The sequence below is a fragment of the Bradyrhizobium sp. LA6.8 genome (genome assembly GCF_040547935.1).
GTDB lineage: Bacteria > Pseudomonadota > Alphaproteobacteria > Rhizobiales > Xanthobacteraceae > Bradyrhizobium > Bradyrhizobium barranii.
In genome coordinates this window covers 1,296,101-1,312,883 of record NZ_JBEPQQ010000002.1, presented here as the reverse complement: position 1 = coordinate 1,312,883, position 16,783 = coordinate 1,296,101, and the positions used below count along the sequence as shown (strand labels likewise).

Annotated in this window: 13 protein-coding genes, 1 tRNA gene and 1 pseudogene; 3 read left to right on the top strand and 12 right to left on the bottom strand. The window is 59.6% G+C overall.

The features are described from left to right. The first annotated feature begins 127 nt into the window (after nucleotides 1–127). Nucleotides 128–358 carry a hypothetical protein gene (locus ABIA90_RS13250; RefSeq protein ID WP_354120184.1) on the top strand — a complete coding sequence of 77 codons (231 nt, stop codon included), beginning with the start codon at nucleotides 128–130 and terminating at the stop codon, nucleotides 356–358. A 133-nt stretch (nucleotides 359–491) separates the two neighbouring features. Here ABIA90_RS13250 and ABIA90_RS13245 read toward each other — a convergent pair whose 3' ends face one another. From ABIA90_RS13245 to ABIA90_RS13235, 3 genes are all read right to left on the bottom strand, one after another. Then, nucleotides 492–2,246, bottom strand: a complete 1,755-nt coding sequence (locus tag ABIA90_RS13245) for a Swt1 family HEPN domain-containing protein (protein WP_354120183.1) — start codon at nucleotides 2,244–2,246, stop codon at nucleotides 492–494. A gap of 293 nt (nucleotides 2,247–2,539) precedes the next feature. Beyond that, nucleotides 2,540–2,682: transfer RNA gene (locus ABIA90_RS13240), tRNA-Ser, on the bottom strand. Nucleotides 2,683–3,638: 956 nt separating this feature from the next. Continuing rightward, the gene (locus tag ABIA90_RS13235; protein ID WP_354120241.1) at nucleotides 3,639–4,124 is read right to left on the bottom strand and encodes an alpha/beta hydrolase; all 486 of its coding nucleotides are present in this window, start codon (nucleotides 4,122–4,124) and stop codon (nucleotides 3,639–3,641) included. Between ABIA90_RS13235 and ABIA90_RS13230 the strand changes: the two genes are divergently transcribed. Then, nucleotides 4,017–4,517 carry a hypothetical protein gene (locus ABIA90_RS13230; RefSeq protein ID WP_354120246.1) on the top strand — a complete coding sequence of 167 codons (501 nt, stop codon included), beginning with the start codon at nucleotides 4,017–4,019 and terminating at the stop codon, nucleotides 4,515–4,517. The two genes, ABIA90_RS13235 and ABIA90_RS13230, sit on opposite strands and share 108 nt — an antisense overlap. Before the next feature lie 93 nt (nucleotides 4,518–4,610). On the opposite strand, the gene ABIA90_RS45590 is transcribed toward ABIA90_RS13230, so the two are convergent. The 6 genes from ABIA90_RS45590 to ABIA90_RS13200 form a co-directional block, all read right to left on the bottom strand. Then, nucleotides 4,611–4,715 carry an AraC family transcriptional regulator gene (locus tag ABIA90_RS45590; RefSeq protein WP_502916661.1) on the bottom strand — a complete coding sequence of 35 codons (105 nt, stop codon included), beginning with the start codon at nucleotides 4,713–4,715 and terminating at the stop codon, nucleotides 4,611–4,613. A gap of 19 nt (nucleotides 4,716–4,734) precedes the next feature. Next, nucleotides 4,735–4,836, bottom strand: coding sequence for a hypothetical protein (locus ABIA90_RS13220; RefSeq protein WP_502916657.1), 102 nt, complete (start codon nucleotides 4,834–4,836; stop codon nucleotides 4,735–4,737). A gap of 375 nt (nucleotides 4,837–5,211) precedes the next feature. After that, entirely contained in the window at nucleotides 5,212–5,964 is a 753-nt protein-coding gene (locus ABIA90_RS13215; protein WP_354120180.1) for a Crp/Fnr family transcriptional regulator, read from the bottom strand. Between the two features lie 734 nt (nucleotides 5,965–6,698). Further along, entirely contained in the window at nucleotides 6,699–8,048 is a 1,350-nt protein-coding gene (locus ABIA90_RS13210) for a PAS domain-containing protein (RefSeq protein ID WP_354120179.1), read from the bottom strand. A gap of 322 nt (nucleotides 8,049–8,370) precedes the next feature. Next, nucleotides 8,371–8,790 carry a sensor histidine kinase gene (locus ABIA90_RS13205; RefSeq protein ID WP_354120178.1) on the bottom strand — a complete coding sequence of 140 codons (420 nt, stop codon included), beginning with the start codon at nucleotides 8,788–8,790 and terminating at the stop codon, nucleotides 8,371–8,373. After that, nucleotides 8,787–9,656 carry a GAF domain-containing protein gene (locus tag ABIA90_RS13200; protein WP_354120177.1) on the bottom strand — a complete coding sequence of 290 codons (870 nt, stop codon included), beginning with the start codon at nucleotides 9,654–9,656 and terminating at the stop codon, nucleotides 8,787–8,789. The genes ABIA90_RS13205 and ABIA90_RS13200 overlap by 4 nt, the downstream gene beginning before the upstream one ends. A gap of 319 nt (nucleotides 9,657–9,975) precedes the next feature. Between ABIA90_RS13200 and ABIA90_RS13195 the strand changes: the two genes are divergently transcribed. Further along, on the top strand, nucleotides 9,976–15,864 hold the full coding sequence (locus ABIA90_RS13195; protein WP_354120176.1) for an AAA family ATPase: 5,889 nt from the start codon (nucleotides 9,976–9,978) through the stop codon (nucleotides 15,862–15,864). 194 nt (nucleotides 15,865–16,058) lie between these two features. Here ABIA90_RS13195 and ABIA90_RS13190 read toward each other — a convergent pair. The 3 genes and pseudogenes from ABIA90_RS13190 to ABIA90_RS13180 form a co-directional block, all read right to left on the bottom strand. Beyond that, nucleotides 16,059–16,266, bottom strand: a pseudogene (locus ABIA90_RS13190) (hypothetical protein). Beyond that, nucleotides 16,263–16,454 carry a hypothetical protein gene (locus tag ABIA90_RS13185; RefSeq protein WP_354120175.1) on the bottom strand — a complete coding sequence of 64 codons (192 nt, stop codon included), beginning with the start codon at nucleotides 16,452–16,454 and terminating at the stop codon, nucleotides 16,263–16,265. The pseudogene ABIA90_RS13190 and the gene ABIA90_RS13185 overlap by 4 nt, the downstream one beginning before the upstream one ends. A 90-nt stretch (nucleotides 16,455–16,544) precedes the next feature. After that, on the bottom strand, nucleotides 16,545–16,751 hold the full coding sequence (locus tag ABIA90_RS13180; RefSeq protein ID WP_354120174.1) for a hypothetical protein: 207 nt from the start codon (nucleotides 16,749–16,751) through the stop codon (nucleotides 16,545–16,547). Nucleotides 16,752–16,783 lie beyond the last annotated feature (32 nt).

Here is a 16,783-nt window from a genome sequence, read left to right as displayed (position 1 = left end):
GCGCGATCTCAGGAAACGTCTGACTTTCGGTGGCAGTAATGACCTCAGTGAAGGTTGGTTAACGAGCGGTTAATGGCCTTGCGGTGAGGTCTCGCCAAGAGGCTGCGATTCAAACGGGAGGTCGGCGGTGTCTGACCAGGACTTGAGGAATCCGAACTTCATCGAAGTGGTGAAGCGCAATGGCGAATTCAGCGAACACTATGGCCCTTGGCGTGGTGCGGTACTCTATTGGCTTTCGATGAGAGCATCCCGACCTCCGTCGGCTTGGTGGAAGGTCGTGTTGATGACGATCGGTACCGGCTCCGCGGTTTTGGTTGAGAAGTTCGGCTGGCCTTGGATCCAGTCGCTGTGGACCTAAGTGCTCCGTGAATATGCGAACGGCGGTTCGGGAGCGGCGCTCGCTGAGATGCTCCGAACCACTGGCCTCGAGGAGGATGAGGATATCATCCGCGGAATGCAGGAGCACTTCGGCCTCTACGCATCGACGCGCCTCACTTGGCTTTCCTGATCGCTCGTAAGAGGCGCGTCGTTTCAGCGACAAGATACAGCTTATCGTAACGCGTGACGGTGCGGCAATGCATGGTGCAGATCCGTACCGGACCCAGTCGTTGGAATGACTCGCGCACATCCTCCCGTCGTTCGAACACATGCTGGAAGACTTGCTGCCAGTTATCGCCGCGGTCGATGATCCGAAGGTAATCCGTGAAATCGGCGTATTCGATCAATGGGCGCTCTACTTCGCCCCGACGAACAGCAGCGTCGCGTTTTTCGACCCACTGATCCCTCATGCCGGGAGGGGTCCGTTGCTTTATCCATTTCTCCCCGCATGCAGCCTGCATGATTCGATCGACGAAGCGGCGCACTTCGCGTTCGAAACGCTGAAGCAGATCGAACGAGGCGTTGGCGCGCTCAAGATCATCTTCTTCGGCGCAGTCTTCTTCGCCAGCCAGCGAGAACAGCTCCTTGGTTAGGCCAGAAGCCGCTAAGCTTTCGTCGAAAGCGCGCGGCGTAAAGTCTACCAACGCGTTGTTGAAACCGCGGCTGCTATAGTAGAGCGACCTTTCTTCGGCGTCGTAAAGTGTCGCCGCCGGCACGGTGAGCTCGTCGCGCCAGTCCCCTACACCAGTTCGCAAGGCCGCCGACACGGTTTCGGCAAAGGGCGGTTCGCGTCTCAGCAGAGCACCCATCCCCTGCAACTCACCGAACCCGAAAGCGGACTCTGCCAGTCGGCCCTCGCGGAGCCAGGGTGAGTGCATTGCGTTCATCGCCGCGTATAAGGATGAATGATCAGTACCGAATGCGGCACGCGCAAGCGCTCCGCGTGATGCCGCGGCAGCAAGTCCCACGAACTCGTCGTGGCGTGGGATCCGGAAGCTCTTTTCATAGTTTTGCTGCGCATACGAGGCGAGATCGAGCACAGACCGCGCGCCGGCGTCCATTGCGAGCACATCGGCAAACGCCCCGCCGACACCTGCGATGCGCAACATCTCTGCCAATGAAGTCATATGACCTCCAGCGATGCTGCGCATGACTTCGGGCGTCAAACTAGCCACGGCGAGCGTGCTTCGCCAAGAGTCGAGGTGTGTTTCCAAGCCGTTCGTGGCATAAGCCGCGTCCTTCAAACCAAATGTCGTTTGATCGTAGGCGCGCCTCAGCTCGTCGGCCACGCCTCCGAACGCAACATCGAGCGTCGAATGGACCCCCGCGGGGGGAAGTCCGGCGGACACGCGCGCTGTCGGGGACGACAAGTCAACGTCAAATCCAGCCAGGTTGCTGCGCGCGATACCGGTAGCGGCGTCCCGCACGCGGTTGCTGGCTTCGGCCACCTCGATTGTCCGGCACACCTCGGCAGCAGACGGTAAGGCGCTCGAAGCCGCGCGAAGCGCCTCGGTCCTTCGCGCAGCCTTGCCGTCCTCGAAGACGCGATGGGCGCTGGCGAGCCGTGCTTCGACATCGGCTCCGAGAGATGCGAACGCACTCCGACCAGCCGCGGCATCCTCGGCGGCGCGCCGCAACTCCTCGGCGGCCGTCCAGCTTGGGACGGCGGCTGCCTGCAGGGCTTCCAACGCACGAACGGCCTCAACGCTATTGAGAACACGCGTCGCGTCGGCAATACGTGCGTCGAGGTCCGCGAGCACGTGTTCGTTGCCGATAGTCTTCAGGCTGGCAAGGCTGCGCCGCTCGTGCGTCTTCGAACTTGCCTCGACGTTCGCCGAACCATCGCCCTGGTTTGGATTGTCGCTCATGCTGACCGCCCCCCCGAATCGCCGCCAATCGAATCCTAGGGGAACTCCGGGGCGGCGCGATGGCAGCAGACCAGGGTCAGGCGGGAACGGGGCCCGACGAGGTGGCTCACGCTTCATCAGCGGAGCGACGATCGGTCTATGTCCGTAAGGCACGATTAGTCGCACCTTCGTAACAGTTTGAAAAACCTGGAGTTAGTATTCTAATCCTAGCGCGCAAACGACGACGACGGTGGTACCACGCGTGGTACGAAACCTTTAAGAAAAGGCGGGATGCTAAAAAGGGCTGATTTTGTTGGTAGCGGGAGAGGGACTCGAACCCCCGACCCCAGGATTATGATTCCCGTTTTCAAAGAGTTCTGGCATCTCCTTGGTAACTTTAGCCGCCAAATTACGGCAAAAATGGCCCGATTAGGCTTGCCGAGGCGCTCAACCCGCCCCACTTAACCGCCTATCGTTTGTACGAAACTTGTACGGATTGGTGGCAATTTGGCCGAAGCGGTAAGCGAAAAGAAGACACAGCAAGTCCGGGAGCGGATCACCCCAGCGATCGTTGACCAGGCGATTGCCGCGGCCAAAACGGCAACGGACAGCGGTCGGATTACAGATTGGAATGACACGGAGCAGCGGTACCTGACCCTTCGCCAGCGCGGCCGGTCGGTGCGATGGATCGTGCGTGCCTACGGCCTGTCCCGCAAGATCGGCTCCGCCACGGGAATTCATGTCGATCCGACCTATCTGTCGCTTCGAGACGCTCGCGAGAAGGCCAAGCAAGTCTATGCAGATATGGCCGGCGGCAAACTCGATCAGGCCCCTCCAGAGGAAAAACCCGAGCCATCCAAGCCGGTCACCTGGACGTGGGCCGATCTGGATCGCGAGTACCAGGCGATGATCGCCAGGCCGAGGTGGATCAATCGGCGCATGAAGCCCGCAAGCAAGGGGACGTGTGACGACGTCCGCCTTGCATTCGCCAAGCCGTCCTACCAGGCACTTCATCCCCTCCTCTTGACGGAGCTCAACAGGCCGCTGCTCAACCAGGCACGCAACGGGGTGGTGCCGCGAGATCCCGACAAGCGCGCCGGCGTGCATCGGCAGCGCGAGAAGTGCGTCACCTATTTCCGCGCCGCCATGTCTTGGGCGGCCGACAAGCACCCGGACGAGTCCGGTCTCACCGAAGATGTCGACCGGTGGTGGGAACGGCTGACGGCCGGCGAGCCGCGACCGGAAGAGATGGCCGAGATCACGGCCAGACAGGCGTTGCATCGGGACCGCAAGGACAAGATCTCCGTCGAGCACATCGGCGCCGTTTTGGCGCGGCACGAAGCCTACTGCGCTGGCCGCGTCGCCGAGGACAGGATTTCGCCCGGGATCAGATTTGGATTGTGGTGGGTCTGCTTAACGGCGAACAGCCTCCCGCACCAAGGGATCGTCAACGTTGATATCGCCAGCACGCGCGATGCCACCGTCAAGAAAACTAGACACTCGAAGCGCGCCATCATCCTTGGAAACCAGAACCAGCAAAGGTGGCTCGAGCGGACCGATGGCTTGTACCTGAGCACGGAAATCTATGGCGTTGATGTCGGGCGCCGCCAGCACAACACGCCCTAGCCGGGCAATCACTCGATCTTTGCCTTCGATACGAAGCTGGAGCAGAGCTGCAACGGTCAACATAGCCCCCATGCTGTGGGCAACCACTATAATGTCGCTAACCTCGGAGCTGCTGCTCAACATTGTCAGTAGAGCCATCAGATAGTCCCGAGAATAGCTTGCCGATTGCTTGTCCATTTCATAAGCAGCTACCTGACCTTGCGATGGCCAGGAGAACAGGATTGGAATCCCGTCGATTTTGATGTCCGCCTGCAATTCGGCGAGTCGGAACAGCGCCTCTTGGAAGTTGCTGTTAAACCCATGCACGAAAACGAAGGCTTTGTGCTTTTTTCGGCGAGTATCGCCTTGCGGGGCGACGGCTTTGCGAAAATCGGCTTCACTCATCACGGCCTGATCCACTACAGCAAAGCTGCTCCTTGGATCGGGGGGTGCGGTCGGCATTTCGACATTGCCGGACTTATGGTTGGGCGGCACCGAGACGACAAACTTCGCAAAGTTGAGTGCATTGGCGCTGTTCGCAGTGAATACGTTACCCGACGAAATCTCGCGCGCACGCGTGGTCGCCACATAGATCTGCAGCGCCTTTTCGCCAGACGAGGCGGCCACGGGCGTCAGCACTTCTGGGCCAGGTCTGGCAGCGCAACCGACCAAGATGAAGGAGAGTAGAACGGCGACCGCCCAATCTATCTTGCGACAGCGAAAGCTACTCCACATGGCAACTGATTCCCGCAAGCCAATACGCACTGATCTACTCGCTTGCTATCGCTTGAAAGCCCGACGCCAAGCGCCCGGACTTACGCCGACCGCCCGTCTCAAAACTCGCGTGAAGTGACTTTGGTCGCTGAAGCCGCACTCCGTGGCCACATCCGATAGTGACAGCCCGTCATCGCGCAGCTTTTTTTGGATAGCATGACGCTCTGTCAATTGACCACTTATGCGGCGCCACTCCCAGCGTGCGACGGAAGGCGTGCGAGAAATGACCCACTGATAGACCACACTCTCGCGCCGCCTCCTTGAGCGCCACAGCGCATGAACGTCAGCTGTCAATCAGTTGGAGACGGTCCCACAGTTGCTCAAGCAATTCTTGAACGGACGTGATCCCAGCTAACTACTTATGCTCTTTTGGGGCGTGGACTGGTTAGCACGTAGCTCAATGCGGATTGATGCGAGCTGGACGAAGGTTGAGCTTCGGGATCCCGTTGGGCAAGCCGCGCGAGCGCAGCACGAGCTCTCCAGACGACTTGCCGTCATGGGGACATCGTTCATGACCTCGTAGCCGACCGGCTTAGGTGAGCCGCATAAGATCGCTGCACGAATGGCGCTCGACGCAGGATGCGCCCGCCTAAGCGCGGTCTACAGGTCACTTCGACACGATTCTTTCTGCAGTCTGCCCAGAACCAGCAATGGCGACATCGCGCAACTTGGCGGCAAGATCCGTGCTCACAATCCGCAGAAGGCTGGCGCGAAGCTCTGGTCTGCTTGCCGAAAACTCTCTTACGTGCCGCAGGTCCCAGCTTACAAGTGTTCCGGGACCGCGGGCTACAACGTCTACCGGACAGGCCAAACCGCTATAGGCGCTCACGTCTCCGATGAGCTGACCAGGTCGAAGCGCCATTCTGATGTCGTTGCTGAGAACGGCCTCGAGATCTCCAGCTATGATCACAATGGCCTCGGATATCTCCTGCCCTTTTTGGAGAATAACCTCTCCCGGCGAGCAGTCGACCCACCGGGCGAGGCTGACCAATCTTAAGAATTCCCGCTTCTCGATCGAGCTGAATGCGACCCGGTGGAGACGATCTTCCCTGTCGCTGAGAACGACCGGCCGCCGCTCCAGAAGCGTCGCCACGATGCGAATTGCGTTGACGATCATGAACGCCACTCCCCAAAACATCGGCGGCCACAATTTTTCTTGCTGGAAATAGTAATATGGCAAGGTCAGTCCCTCGCCGATGATGGCCAAGATTCGCAGCTTGAGGACGCCTCGCGCCGAAAACGCCACAAGGAACACGATGTTCGAGAGGTTAATCAGGCCGTTGATCCCGAGAAACTGATCAACCACGAACTCATACATAAAGGCTCCCGCGACGTTTTCAGATGCGACCACGCCCGGCACGAGCCAGCTCGAACGGCGGCAAGCCGCAACAGTGGTGACGATATCAGCAACCGCGCCAGTGAATGCCGGTGACCATACATCGCTTAGTCGCCGCGTGAATTCGATAGAGGATTCGCCTCTCCGATATAGAGACAACATAAGGATAGGGGACCGAGGCGCGCGCAGTGTAGAGACGCCTTTCGGCGCGTGGCACAACACCAGCTGAGTAACGGGAAACTTCTTCGTATTTGGACGCCATTATTCCGCTCTTATAAGACGACATCCCTCTCGAATTCACATGCCTTCGCGTTCATCTTGCGCAAGCATTTGCCCACGGTGGCGACGGAGACAGAAGATGATCCACCCAGCCTTTGCGGCAACTCCGAAGAGCTTGTTTCGAAAAGCCGCTTCGGCCATATTTCGATTCCTACTCGGGAATGACGGCGCACGCATGCGATACCGCCCCGAAGCTCACTATATGCGGGGCCCGGGCCCGAAATGGCGGCATAAGCACGGCTTGGATCGATCTTTGGGGATCGTAAGCGCTTCGCCGCAAACGTTTCCGACGCACGGTCAGTGGTCGCGTAGTTGGTTTATCCGCGCCGTTACGACGCTCGGGAGCCTGACCGAAATTATCAAAGGGGCGTTCACGCTGCTTGGAAACCGAGATGCCGGTCTATCGTGCATATGTCGTTGGGCGACACGACCGCCCATCGGAGTGGTTCAGATCGATTGTGACGATGATAGCTCCGCCATCAAGTTCGCAGCGCCTCTTGTCGACAGCCACCATGTGTGGAGCTTTGGCAATTGGACCGGTCTGTAGCCAGGTTCGACGCCCGATCAAAGCAGGCGCTTAAGAGAAGCAGGTTTAGGACCACCTGCTGCAATTGAACGCGATCGCCGTGAACGGGAACTAATCCCTCAGAAAGCCGGGTCTGGACCCAGACGCGATTTTTGAAGATTGCGCCTTGCCCGAACATGATCACCTCATCGATTGCCGCATTGAGATCAAATCGCTCTTTTCGCGGAGGCGCCTTCTTCATCTGATCTCGGATGCGGTCGATGATATTTCCGGCTCGATCGGAATCGTCCACGATACAGCCCAAGGCTTCCCTCACTTCGCCCAGATCTGGCGGCTGTATGTCGAGAAAGTTCAGGGCTGCACGGGCGTTGTTGCGTGCGCTGGCAATCGGTTGCGTAATTTCGTGAGACAGCGAGGCAGCCAATTCTCCCATCATGCTCACGCGGTTCATGTGGGCGAAATCCGATTGAATTTGATCGAATCGCGCCAACGCCCTTGTACGATCCTCGATGTCCGTCAGTAGAAGATACCAGCGGGCGATGCGGCCGGAGTCATCGAGAATTGGGACGTGGCGGTTTTCAAACCACCGATATTCGCCGTCGAAGCGCCGCACGCGAAGCTCGAAGTTGAAGGGAATCTCCGACGCGACCCCTTTCTTAACGAGTTCGAAAATACGGGGAAGGTCTTCGGGATGCACCGTATCGTTTGTTCCCCAGTTCTGTAGCTCTTCCAGCGATCGGCCAAAATACTCGAAAAGTTGGCGATTGGCGGCTTTAAGTTCACCGTTCGGGGCCAAGACCGCAACCAGGCCGGCTATCCCGTCAATTGCTAGACGTAAACTTCGTTCGTTTTCACGCAGGGCTTCCTCGGCGCACTTGAGGTCTTCAATATCCAGATTCACTCCGACCCACTGCAGTATGGTTCCATCGTCCGCCAGGAGCGGTTCGGCGCGACTGAGGAACCAGCGGTAGCCTCCTTGAGCGTTACGAACGCGGAAACTCCCCTCACCGCCCTCGCCCGTGCGCAGGCGGGTCGCCCAATTTTCTTGTGTTTCTGCGCGGTCGTCCGGATGCACGAAGGGAAGATGGGCGTCCCACTGTGCGCCAACGTCGATGCCGAAACGCAGAGGATGATCTTTCGGAAGACCAAGGTAGTCCGCGGTTCGTTTGTTTACGAAGGTGAGCCCGCCGGACCGAGACGCGTACCAAGTATGCGCGGGAATCACATTTAGCGTGGCTTGCAACTGTGCCACGTATCCGGTCTGATGCTCGGCCTTCTTGCCTTCATCGACGTCGACAGCCATCTTCAGCCCGCGGGTTTAGTGCAGCGACCGAGCGCTGTACCGGCCCCGGAGCGCCGTTCATCGAATACGGCACCATCTGCCGGCTCCAGCGTGGAGCTTTCGACCAGAACTCGGCAGACAACGCGTTAGGTGCGCACCGCGTCCACTGTCCGCCCTGAAGGAATTTTACTGCATCGCCTGAGAATTGCCAGCCGTCGGTTGGTTGGTTGGTTGGTATCGCCCTGACCTGCGCTCGATGTTCGCTTCGGCAAAAGGCGACATCCGGCGCCGCTGCGGATGGTTCCGCTAGGGTCAACAAGCGAGATCGATCAGGGATGGCGGCTCAGTCAGCGGGGATCGTAAACTGAAAGAGGCTCCCCCTCGGCTCGCACTCGGTCGCCCACAGCCGCCCACCATGGGCTTCGATAATCGAGCGGCAGATCGAGAGGCCCATGCCCATGCCGTCGGGCTTCGTCGTGTAGAACGGTTCAAAGAGACGCGGTAAGCTCTCCGGGCGCAGCCCATGGCCGGTATCCCGCACCGCGACGCACACGCCCCCCGGCTCTATACTCACGGTGCTGATGTGCAATTCGCGGTTTTCTTCCTCAACGCCACTCATCGACTGGATGGCGTTGAGGATTAGGTTCAACATCACTTGTTGCAGTTGCACCCGATCGCATTGGATACGTGGCAGCGCGGCAGACAGCTGCGTGCTGGCCGTGACGCCGGTCTTGACCGCTTCGCTGCGGGTTAGGGCGGTCACCTCCAGGATCGCTGCATTGAGGTCGACGGCTTCCTTCCGGGGCGGCGCTTTTTTATGAGAGACCCGATCCGGTCGACGACGTTGTTGGCTCGGTCGGCATCGCCTACGATACAGGCCAACGCTTCCCTAACTTCACCCAGATCTGGCGGCTGCTTATCCAAAAAATTCAGAGCCGCACGGGCGTTGTTGCGTGCCGTTGCAATGGGCTGCTTGATTTCATGAGCAATCGAGGCGGTCAGCTGGCCCATGGTGGCGACGCGGTTGGCATGCGCCAGCTCGCCTTGCATCTCGCGATATTGCCGCTCGCGACGGGTGCTCTCCAAGGCAATGGTGGCTTGCGCAGCGAAGTCTGTGAACAAGCAAATCTGTTTGTCGGTGAACGGCTGTACCCGCGTGCGGCCCAGACTAATTACCCCGACTATCTCATTGTCTTTGAGCAACGGCAGAAACAGGGCCGTTCGATAACGAGCCTTCGCCGCCGTGACCCAAAGGTCAGCCCGATGATCGCCTTCAAGTGCTGTCAAGTCTGGGATGTGGGCGGGTAACCTGCCTGTGGCTATCCGACCCAGAAAACTCTCCTTGTCGAGCACTGGGAATGATGACCTCACCTGACTAACCAAAAAGGGGTCCCCTCGCACCGCAACGAGACGAAGTCCGCTTTCTTCGAAGAGACGCAAGCTGCCCATGTCTGCTCGACAAAGACGTTTGGCGCTGTCGAGGATGGCGTCGAAGATGGGCTGCAAGTCGTGCGGCGAGCCCGCAATCGCGCGCAGCACTTCCGAAATTGCCGCTTGTTGATCGATGAGTTCGGTCACCAGGTCTTGCGGCCCAGAAGCGGTTATTTCTGCGCGGACACCCTCGTTCATGCGGAGCAGCCTCAGCTTAAACGGTGAGGACAGCATAACAGCGCCAGCCGCAGTTCGCGATAGCTCTCAGGGCCGTCCAAATCGAAGATGCGGCCAAACAATTGACGTCTGGTCTGGGCTAACACCGGAAGTCAGTTGATTTCTCGATCCCTTCGTCGGTGCGTTCTTCCTTGCCCAAGCATCTCTATAAGCAAGAGGCTCTCGTCTAGCCACAATATGGCACCGATCACCTTTTTGGGTGCCTGTTTTTGGGTTGACGGGTAAAAGCAAATGTAACCTAATCAATGCCTTAAAGTAGTCCTCCTGGCAGGAGGCCTTCATGAACGAGCTCTCGGGCTACGTATTCTCGTCGCTTCGGGAGGGCGACATCGCTCTCTACCGGGGCTCCGGCAACGGCTTGACGCCTATCCTGCTTGTTGCCGCAGAAGAAACCTCGCCCGGTTCCGTCGAGCGTCTTGAACACGAATATGCGCTCAAGTCCGAACTAGACGCCGAGTGGGCAGCGCGACCCGTCGCGCTTACGCACGATAACGGCCGTATAACACTGGTGCTCGAGGATCCCGGCGGTACGCCGCTCGACCGACTGCTGGGCCGGCCCCTGGATGTATCGCATTTCCTGCGCATCGCGATCCCGCTCGCGGGCGCGCTCCGCCATGTGCATGAGCGTGGCCTCGTCCACAAGGACATCAAGCCGGCAAATATCCTCGTGGAATCGGCAAGCAGCGACGTGTGGCTGACGGGGTTCGGCATCGCTTCGCGTCTGCCGCGTGAGCGCCAAGCCCCCGCCCCGCCGGAGGTGATCGCGGGCACGCTCGCCTACATGGCGCCGGAGCAGACTGGCCGGATGAACCGCTCGGTCGACTCCCGAAGCGACCTCTACGCGCTCGGCGTCACGTTCTACCAGATGCTCACTGGCTCCCTGCCGTTCACCGCGGCCGATCCGATGGAGTGGGTGCACTGCCATATCGCCAGAAAACCGCTGCCGCCCAGTGAACGGTTGGAGAATATTCCCGCTCCGGTCTCCGAAATCATCATGAAGCTCCTCGCGAAGACCGCCGAGGAACGCTACCAGACTGCAGCTGGCGTGGAGGGTGATCTTCGGCACTGTCTTGTCGAACGGGAGCGTAAAGGGTGCATCGAGCCCTTTGCGCTTGGCGAACACGACGCGCCCGATCGGCTGCTACTTCCCGAGAAGTTGTACGGAAGGGCGCGCGAGATAGAGACCTTGCTCGCCTGCTTCGACCGCATAGTCAACAGCGGCGCGGCGGAGCTGGTGCTAGTCTCCGGATATTCCGGCATCGGAAAATCTTCGGTCGTCAACGAACTTCATAGAGTGCTTGTTGACCCCCGCGGGCTCTTCGCATCAGGCAAGTTCGATCAGTACAAGCGTGACATCCCTTATTCCACGCTGGCGCAAGCCTTTCAGTGCTTGGTCCGGCCACTGCTTGGCAAGAGCGATCGAGAGTTAACTGGATGGCGCCAGGTCTTTCGCGAAGCATTAGGCCCCAACGGGCAGCTCATCATAGACCTGGTTCCGGAGCTGAAGCTCATCGTCGGCGACCAGCCACCGGTCCCTGAGTTGCCACCCCGCGACGCTCAACGCCGCTTTCAGCTGGTTTTCCGGCGCTTTCTCGCAGTGTTCGCCCGGCCGGAGCACCCGCTGGCGCTGTTCCTCGACGATTTGCAATGGCTCGACTCGGCAACGCTCGACCTGCTGGAGGACTTGTTGACCCAGCCGGACGTGCAGCATCTGATGGTGATCGGGGCTTACCGGGATAACGAGGTCAAATCCGCCCATCCTCTGATCCGCAAACTCGAAGCGATCCGCAAGGCTGGTGCGGTCGTGCACGAGATCATCCTTGCGCCTCTCGCCTGTGAAGACCTGGGACGGTTGATTGGCGATGCTCTTCACTGCGAACCCGAACGCGTCAGCGCTTTGGCAGAACTGATCCATGAGAAGACGGCGGGAAATCCATTCTTCGCCAATCAGTTGATTTCCGTACTTGTCGAGGAGGGTCTGCTCACATTCGATTATGGTGAAGGGCGATGGTCCTGGGACCTGAACAGCATTCGTGCCAAGGGTTATACCGACAACGTCGCAGATCTCATGGCGGCGAAGCTGAGCCGTCTGCCGCCGGCGACTCAGAAGGTTCTCGGCCAGTTGGCCTGCCTGGGGCATGCTGCCGAGTCGGGAACGCTGGCGCTGGTTCACGAGGCGAACGACGAAGCGACAAACGTAGCTCTGTGGGAAGCTGTTCGGGCCGGCCTTATCCTTCATTCGGGCGGCACGTACGCATTCCTCCACGATCGCGTCCAAGAGGCGGCCTATACGCTCGTCGCCGAGGACGAGCGGGCCATGGCGCATCTTCGCATTGGCCGATTACTTGCCGCGCGCACCCCACCGGAGGACCTCAAAGAGAACATCTTCGACATCGTGCACCAGTTCGGCCGTGGCTCGGGGCTGATCAGCACAGAGCGGGAGCGGGAGCAGGTCGCCACATTCAATCTAATGGCAGGTAAGCGCGCCAAGGCGGCGACCGCCTACGCCGCAGCCCTGCGGTATTTTGTCGTCGGACGCCTGCTGCTGGGGGAGAATGGTTGGGAGCGGTGCTACCAGCTCACCTTCGACCTCGAACTCGACAGGGGCGAGTGCGAATACCTGACCGGGGAATTGGCGGCAGCGGAAGAACGGCTCTCGCAACTGTCGACGCGGGCGCGGACTATTGTTCACGCCGCCGCAGGCGCTTGCGTGCGCATCAATCTGTATACGACCCTCGACCGGAGCAACAAGGCTGTCGAGGTAGGGCTGGAATATCTCCGCCGGGTTGACGCCCGATGGCCGCAGCAGGCGACAGCCCAGGACGTCCAGCAGGAGTATGATTGGCTGCGGCAACGGCTCGGCTCTGGCTCGATCGAGGGGCTGCTCGACCTGCCGCTGATGACCGATCCCGACCGGCGCGCAACCATGGACGTTCTCACGGTACTAACATCGCCCGCGTTGTTCACCGATTTGAATCTTTTCCGCCTCGTTGTCGGCCGGATGGCGAGCCTCAGCCTGCAGTATGGCAACAGCGACGGATCGTCCCTTGCGTATGCATGGCTGGGTGGCGTGCTCGGGACACACTTCTGCGATTACCAGGCGGGGTTCCGCTTCGGCAAACTTGGCCTGGATCTGGTTGAGAAGCGTGGCCTTGATCGGTTCCGAGCCCGCGTCTACCTGGTTTTCGCAGTCCATGTCGCGCACTGGACACAGCCCTTGGCCACAAGCCGCGCCTTCCTGCGGCGCGCTTTTGAGGCCGCACAGGAAGCGGGCGATCTTTCCTATGCCGCTTACAGTTGCATTGACCTGACGGCGAACCTCTTTGCTTCCGGTGCTCCACTCGACCAAGTCGAACGAGAGGCCGAAATTGGGATAAAATTCGCGCAGGACGTGGGCTTTGGACTTGCCAGCAACAATCTCACTGTACAGTTTAGGCTTGTCCGGATGTTGCGTGGACTGACACTGGACTTTGGTTCCTTCAATGACGCAAAGTTCGACGAAAGCCGTTTTGTACAGCAATTTGAAAACAATCGCGGACTGAGCATTTGCGCGTGCTGGTATTGGATTCGCAAGCTGCAAGCCGGCGTCTACGGCAGCGACTCCGTACGTGCAATCACAGCGGCAATGGAACTCGCGCCGCTGCTGTGGACAGCGCCCACGCAAGTGGAGCAGTCTGAATATCAATTCTATGGTGCCCTTGCGCGGGCGGCACGGTGCGATGAAGCTCCGGCCGAGGAGCGATCCCATCATTTGGCGGCGCTGGCGGATCATTACAGGCGGATCGCAGTTTGGGCGGAAAATTGTCCGGAGAATTTCGAGAACCGCGTTGCACTTGTCGGCGCAGAGATCGCCCGGATCGAAGGCCGTGAGTTCGATGCGGCTCGTCTCTACGAGCAAGCGATCGGCTCGGCCCGCACAAATGGCTTTATTCACAATGAAGCGCTCGCTTACGAACTGGCCGCACGCTTTTACGCGGCGCGTGGATTCAAGCAGATCGCGGACCTGTATCTGCGGAACGCCCGCTACGGTTATCTCCGTTGGGGAGCCGTCGCGAAGGTGCGACAACTCGACGAGACGTATCCAGACCTCAGACAGGAAGACTCACTTCCCGGCCCGATGAGCACCATTGGTGCGCCGGTTGAACACCTCGACCTCGCGACGGTGATCAAGGTGTCGCAAGCCGTATCGAGCGAGATCGTTCTTGAAAAACTGCTCGACACGCTCATGCACACCGCGATTGAGCAAGCGGGTGCCGAGCGAGGTCTGCTGATTGTTTCACAGGAAAACGAGCAGCGGATCGCAGCGGAAGCCATAACGAGTGGTGATACAATCATCGTGCGCCTGCCTGACCAGCCCGTCACCACAACGGCGCTGCCGGAAGCGCTCGTTCGGACCGTCCTTCGCACGCGGGAGGCCTTGATACTAGACGATGCCGCAGTTGAACCCGCCTTTGCCGCCGATCCCTATATTCGGCAGCGCCAATGCCGGTCCATTCTCTGCTTTCCTCTAATCAATCAGAGCAATCTCATCGGCCTGCTCTACCTTGAGAACAACCTGGCACCCAGAGTCTTCGCGCCAGCCCGGATCGCGGTACTGAAGCTGCTCGCCTCGCAGGCGGCCATCGCGCTGGAAAATGCGAGTTTGTACCGCGATCTCAGCGAACGCGAAGCGAAGATCCGACGCCTGGTCGACGCCAACATCATCGGGATCATCATCTGGGAGCGTGGAGGCCGGATTCTGGAGGCCAATGACGCGTTTCTCCGCATCGTGGGATACGACCGGGCGGATCTCGTTTCACGCCGCCTGCGCTGGACCGACTTCACACCGTCGGAATGGCTCGACCGCCATGAGCGATGGTGGATCCCGGAGCAAAAGATGATGGGGAGCGGGCGGCCGTTCGAGAAGGAGTACCTCCGGAAAGATGGCAGCCGTGTGCCCGTGCTGGTCGGTGTCGCGAACTTCGAAGAAAGTAAGGATCAAGGAGTTTCTTTCGTCCTTGATCTTACGGACCGCAAGCAGGCTGAACTAGGTCTGCGGGAGAGCGAGGAGCGCTTTCGCACGCTCGTACAATTCTCCTTCGACGTGTACTGGGAATCCGATGCGCAGCATCGCTTCATCCGTCAGGATCTCGCCGAAGGCCTTGCAGACCCGCCGGCGCCGGGCTCTGAAATCGGCAAGACAAGGTGGGAAGTGCCCTACTTGGAGCCTGACGCGGAGGCCTGGCGCAAGCACCGGGAGACCCTCGAGGCCCACCTGCCTTTCCGTGACTTTGAGCTCGCGCGACCCGCCGCCGACGGCGGCAAGCGCTACATATCCGTTTCGGGCCTGCCGGTGTTTGATAAGGCGGAGCGCTTCATCGGCTACCGCGGCGTCGCGCGGCACATCACCGAGCGCAAACGAGCAGAAGAGGCGCTGCGGGACATGCAGATGAAGCTGGCGCACGCGAACCGCGTCGCCACCATGGGTCAGCTCTTGGCCTCGATCACCCATGAAGTGAAACAGCCGATCGGCGCAGCACGTAACAACGCGCGTGCCGCCCTGAACTTTATGGACAACAATCCGGCAGACCTGGGCGAGGTCAGGGAAGCGCTCGGCTGTGTTGTGGACGATGCCGATCGAGCGGGAGACATCATCGACCGGATCCGAGATCACATCGAGAAGGCGCCGCCCCGGAGAGAGTGCTTGGACATCAACGCGGGTATCCGCGAGATGATTGAACTCACGCGCGACGAATGGGTGAAACACGGCATCTCAATGCAGGCAGACCTCGCGGACGGCTTGCCGCTCATTGAGGGCGACCAGGTACAGCTGCAACAGGTGATCCTCAGTTTGATCGTGAATGCCGTCGAGGCTATGAGCGACGCCGGCGACGGGACGCGAGAGTTGCTCGTCAGCAGCCGGAAGGCTGACCCGGGCGGCGTGCTCGTAGGGGTGCGAGATTCGGGTCCGGGACTGGCGCCGGAGACTCTCGAGCACGTTTTCAACGCCTTCTACACGACGAAGCCTGGCGGTTTGGGGATGGGCCTGTCGATCTGTCGTTCGATCATCGAAGCGCACGGCGGCCGATTGTGGGCGAGCGCGAACCTGCCCCGCGGCGCCAGTTTTCAATTCGCCCTGCCAGCGATCGCAGACACCGCGTCGAGATGCTGCACTCGTGAGCCGTCCTAAGGAACAGGCAACCCGGCCGCGAGTTCTGCTGTCGGTCATTCGTGTCGATTTTGGCAGTCCGAGATAGGTCCCCTTACGGGGTAATCTCGGAAGTACTGGTTCTACGGTTTTGCCGGTTGAGGGCGTCGGTTTGGACTTGTTTCAAGCGACCAGACGGGAGCCTCGAACGATGCTACGCTGGTTGCGGCGTCCCCCTAAGCGCCCCTGCTATCCGGCTTGCCAATCACACATCGCCATGCTGCCAGGCGCTCGCCGGGGTGTTGCGTCATCCACTCGGCGAGTTGCGGCGCGCCCATCAGGCACGACTGCATCGACACGTTAGCAGTCCGAGTTGGTGACGGTCTTCTCGTAGCATTTTGTCGGCGAAGAGAGACTGCAAAGCACTGCGATGATCTTGATCACGACCGGAGACCCCCGTTGCTACGATGGGCGTTGGCGTCGCTGACCGTATGATTGACCGGTGCCTTGTCCTGCTGTTCGTTGAACAAATCAATTGGCGGCAATATGCTGTCATATATCGCGCGGGCCTCTCGAATGAGACGAGCGTGCTCGCGCTCAGACTTCGGGACAAATCGAACAATCTCGCCCATATCCGCTCCACACACCGGTTAGACAAGCAGTCCGCAGTTCAACATTTCTGTCGCAAATTAGCCGTGATGCCGCCGATCAGGCTACCTACATCACTCCTCTTCAGCGTTAGCAGCCGATCGAGCGGCTACTTTGGCCGCATCAACACGGGAGGCTTTCTCAGCTCGCCGCTGGTAGTCGTCGGCAAGTCCCTTAAGCTGACCCGCAATCGCTCGGTCGGTCATGGCTTGGGCAGCGCGAAGCAAAGTCTCTGCTGTTTTCAGGTATTCCTTGCTTCGTTGCGAGATCTGCTGAATCATCACAGAGCCCTCGCACGGTTCTGTGCCGCTTG

Coding starts and splice junctions, on each gene's coding strand:
- ABIA90_RS13245 (WP_354120183.1), bottom strand. CDS start 2,246: ATGAGCGACAATCCAAACCAGGGCGATGGTTCGGCGAACGTCGAGGCA.
- ABIA90_RS13210 (WP_354120179.1), bottom strand. CDS start 8,048: ATGGCTGTCGACGTCGATGAAGGCAAGAAGGCCGAGCATCAGACCGGA.
- ABIA90_RS13200 (WP_354120177.1), bottom strand. CDS start 9,656: ATGAACGAGGGTGTCCGCGCAGAAATAACCGCTTCTGGGCCGCAAGAC.
- ABIA90_RS13195 (WP_354120176.1), top strand. CDS start 9,976: ATGAACGAGCTCTCGGGCTACGTATTCTCGTCGCTTCGGGAGGGCGAC.
- ABIA90_RS13185 (WP_354120175.1), bottom strand. CDS start 16,454: ATGGGCGAGATTGTTCGATTTGTCCCGAAGTCTGAGCGCGAGCACGCT.
- ABIA90_RS13180 (WP_354120174.1), bottom strand. CDS start 16,751: ATGATTCAGCAGATCTCGCAACGAAGCAAGGAATACCTGAAAACAGCA.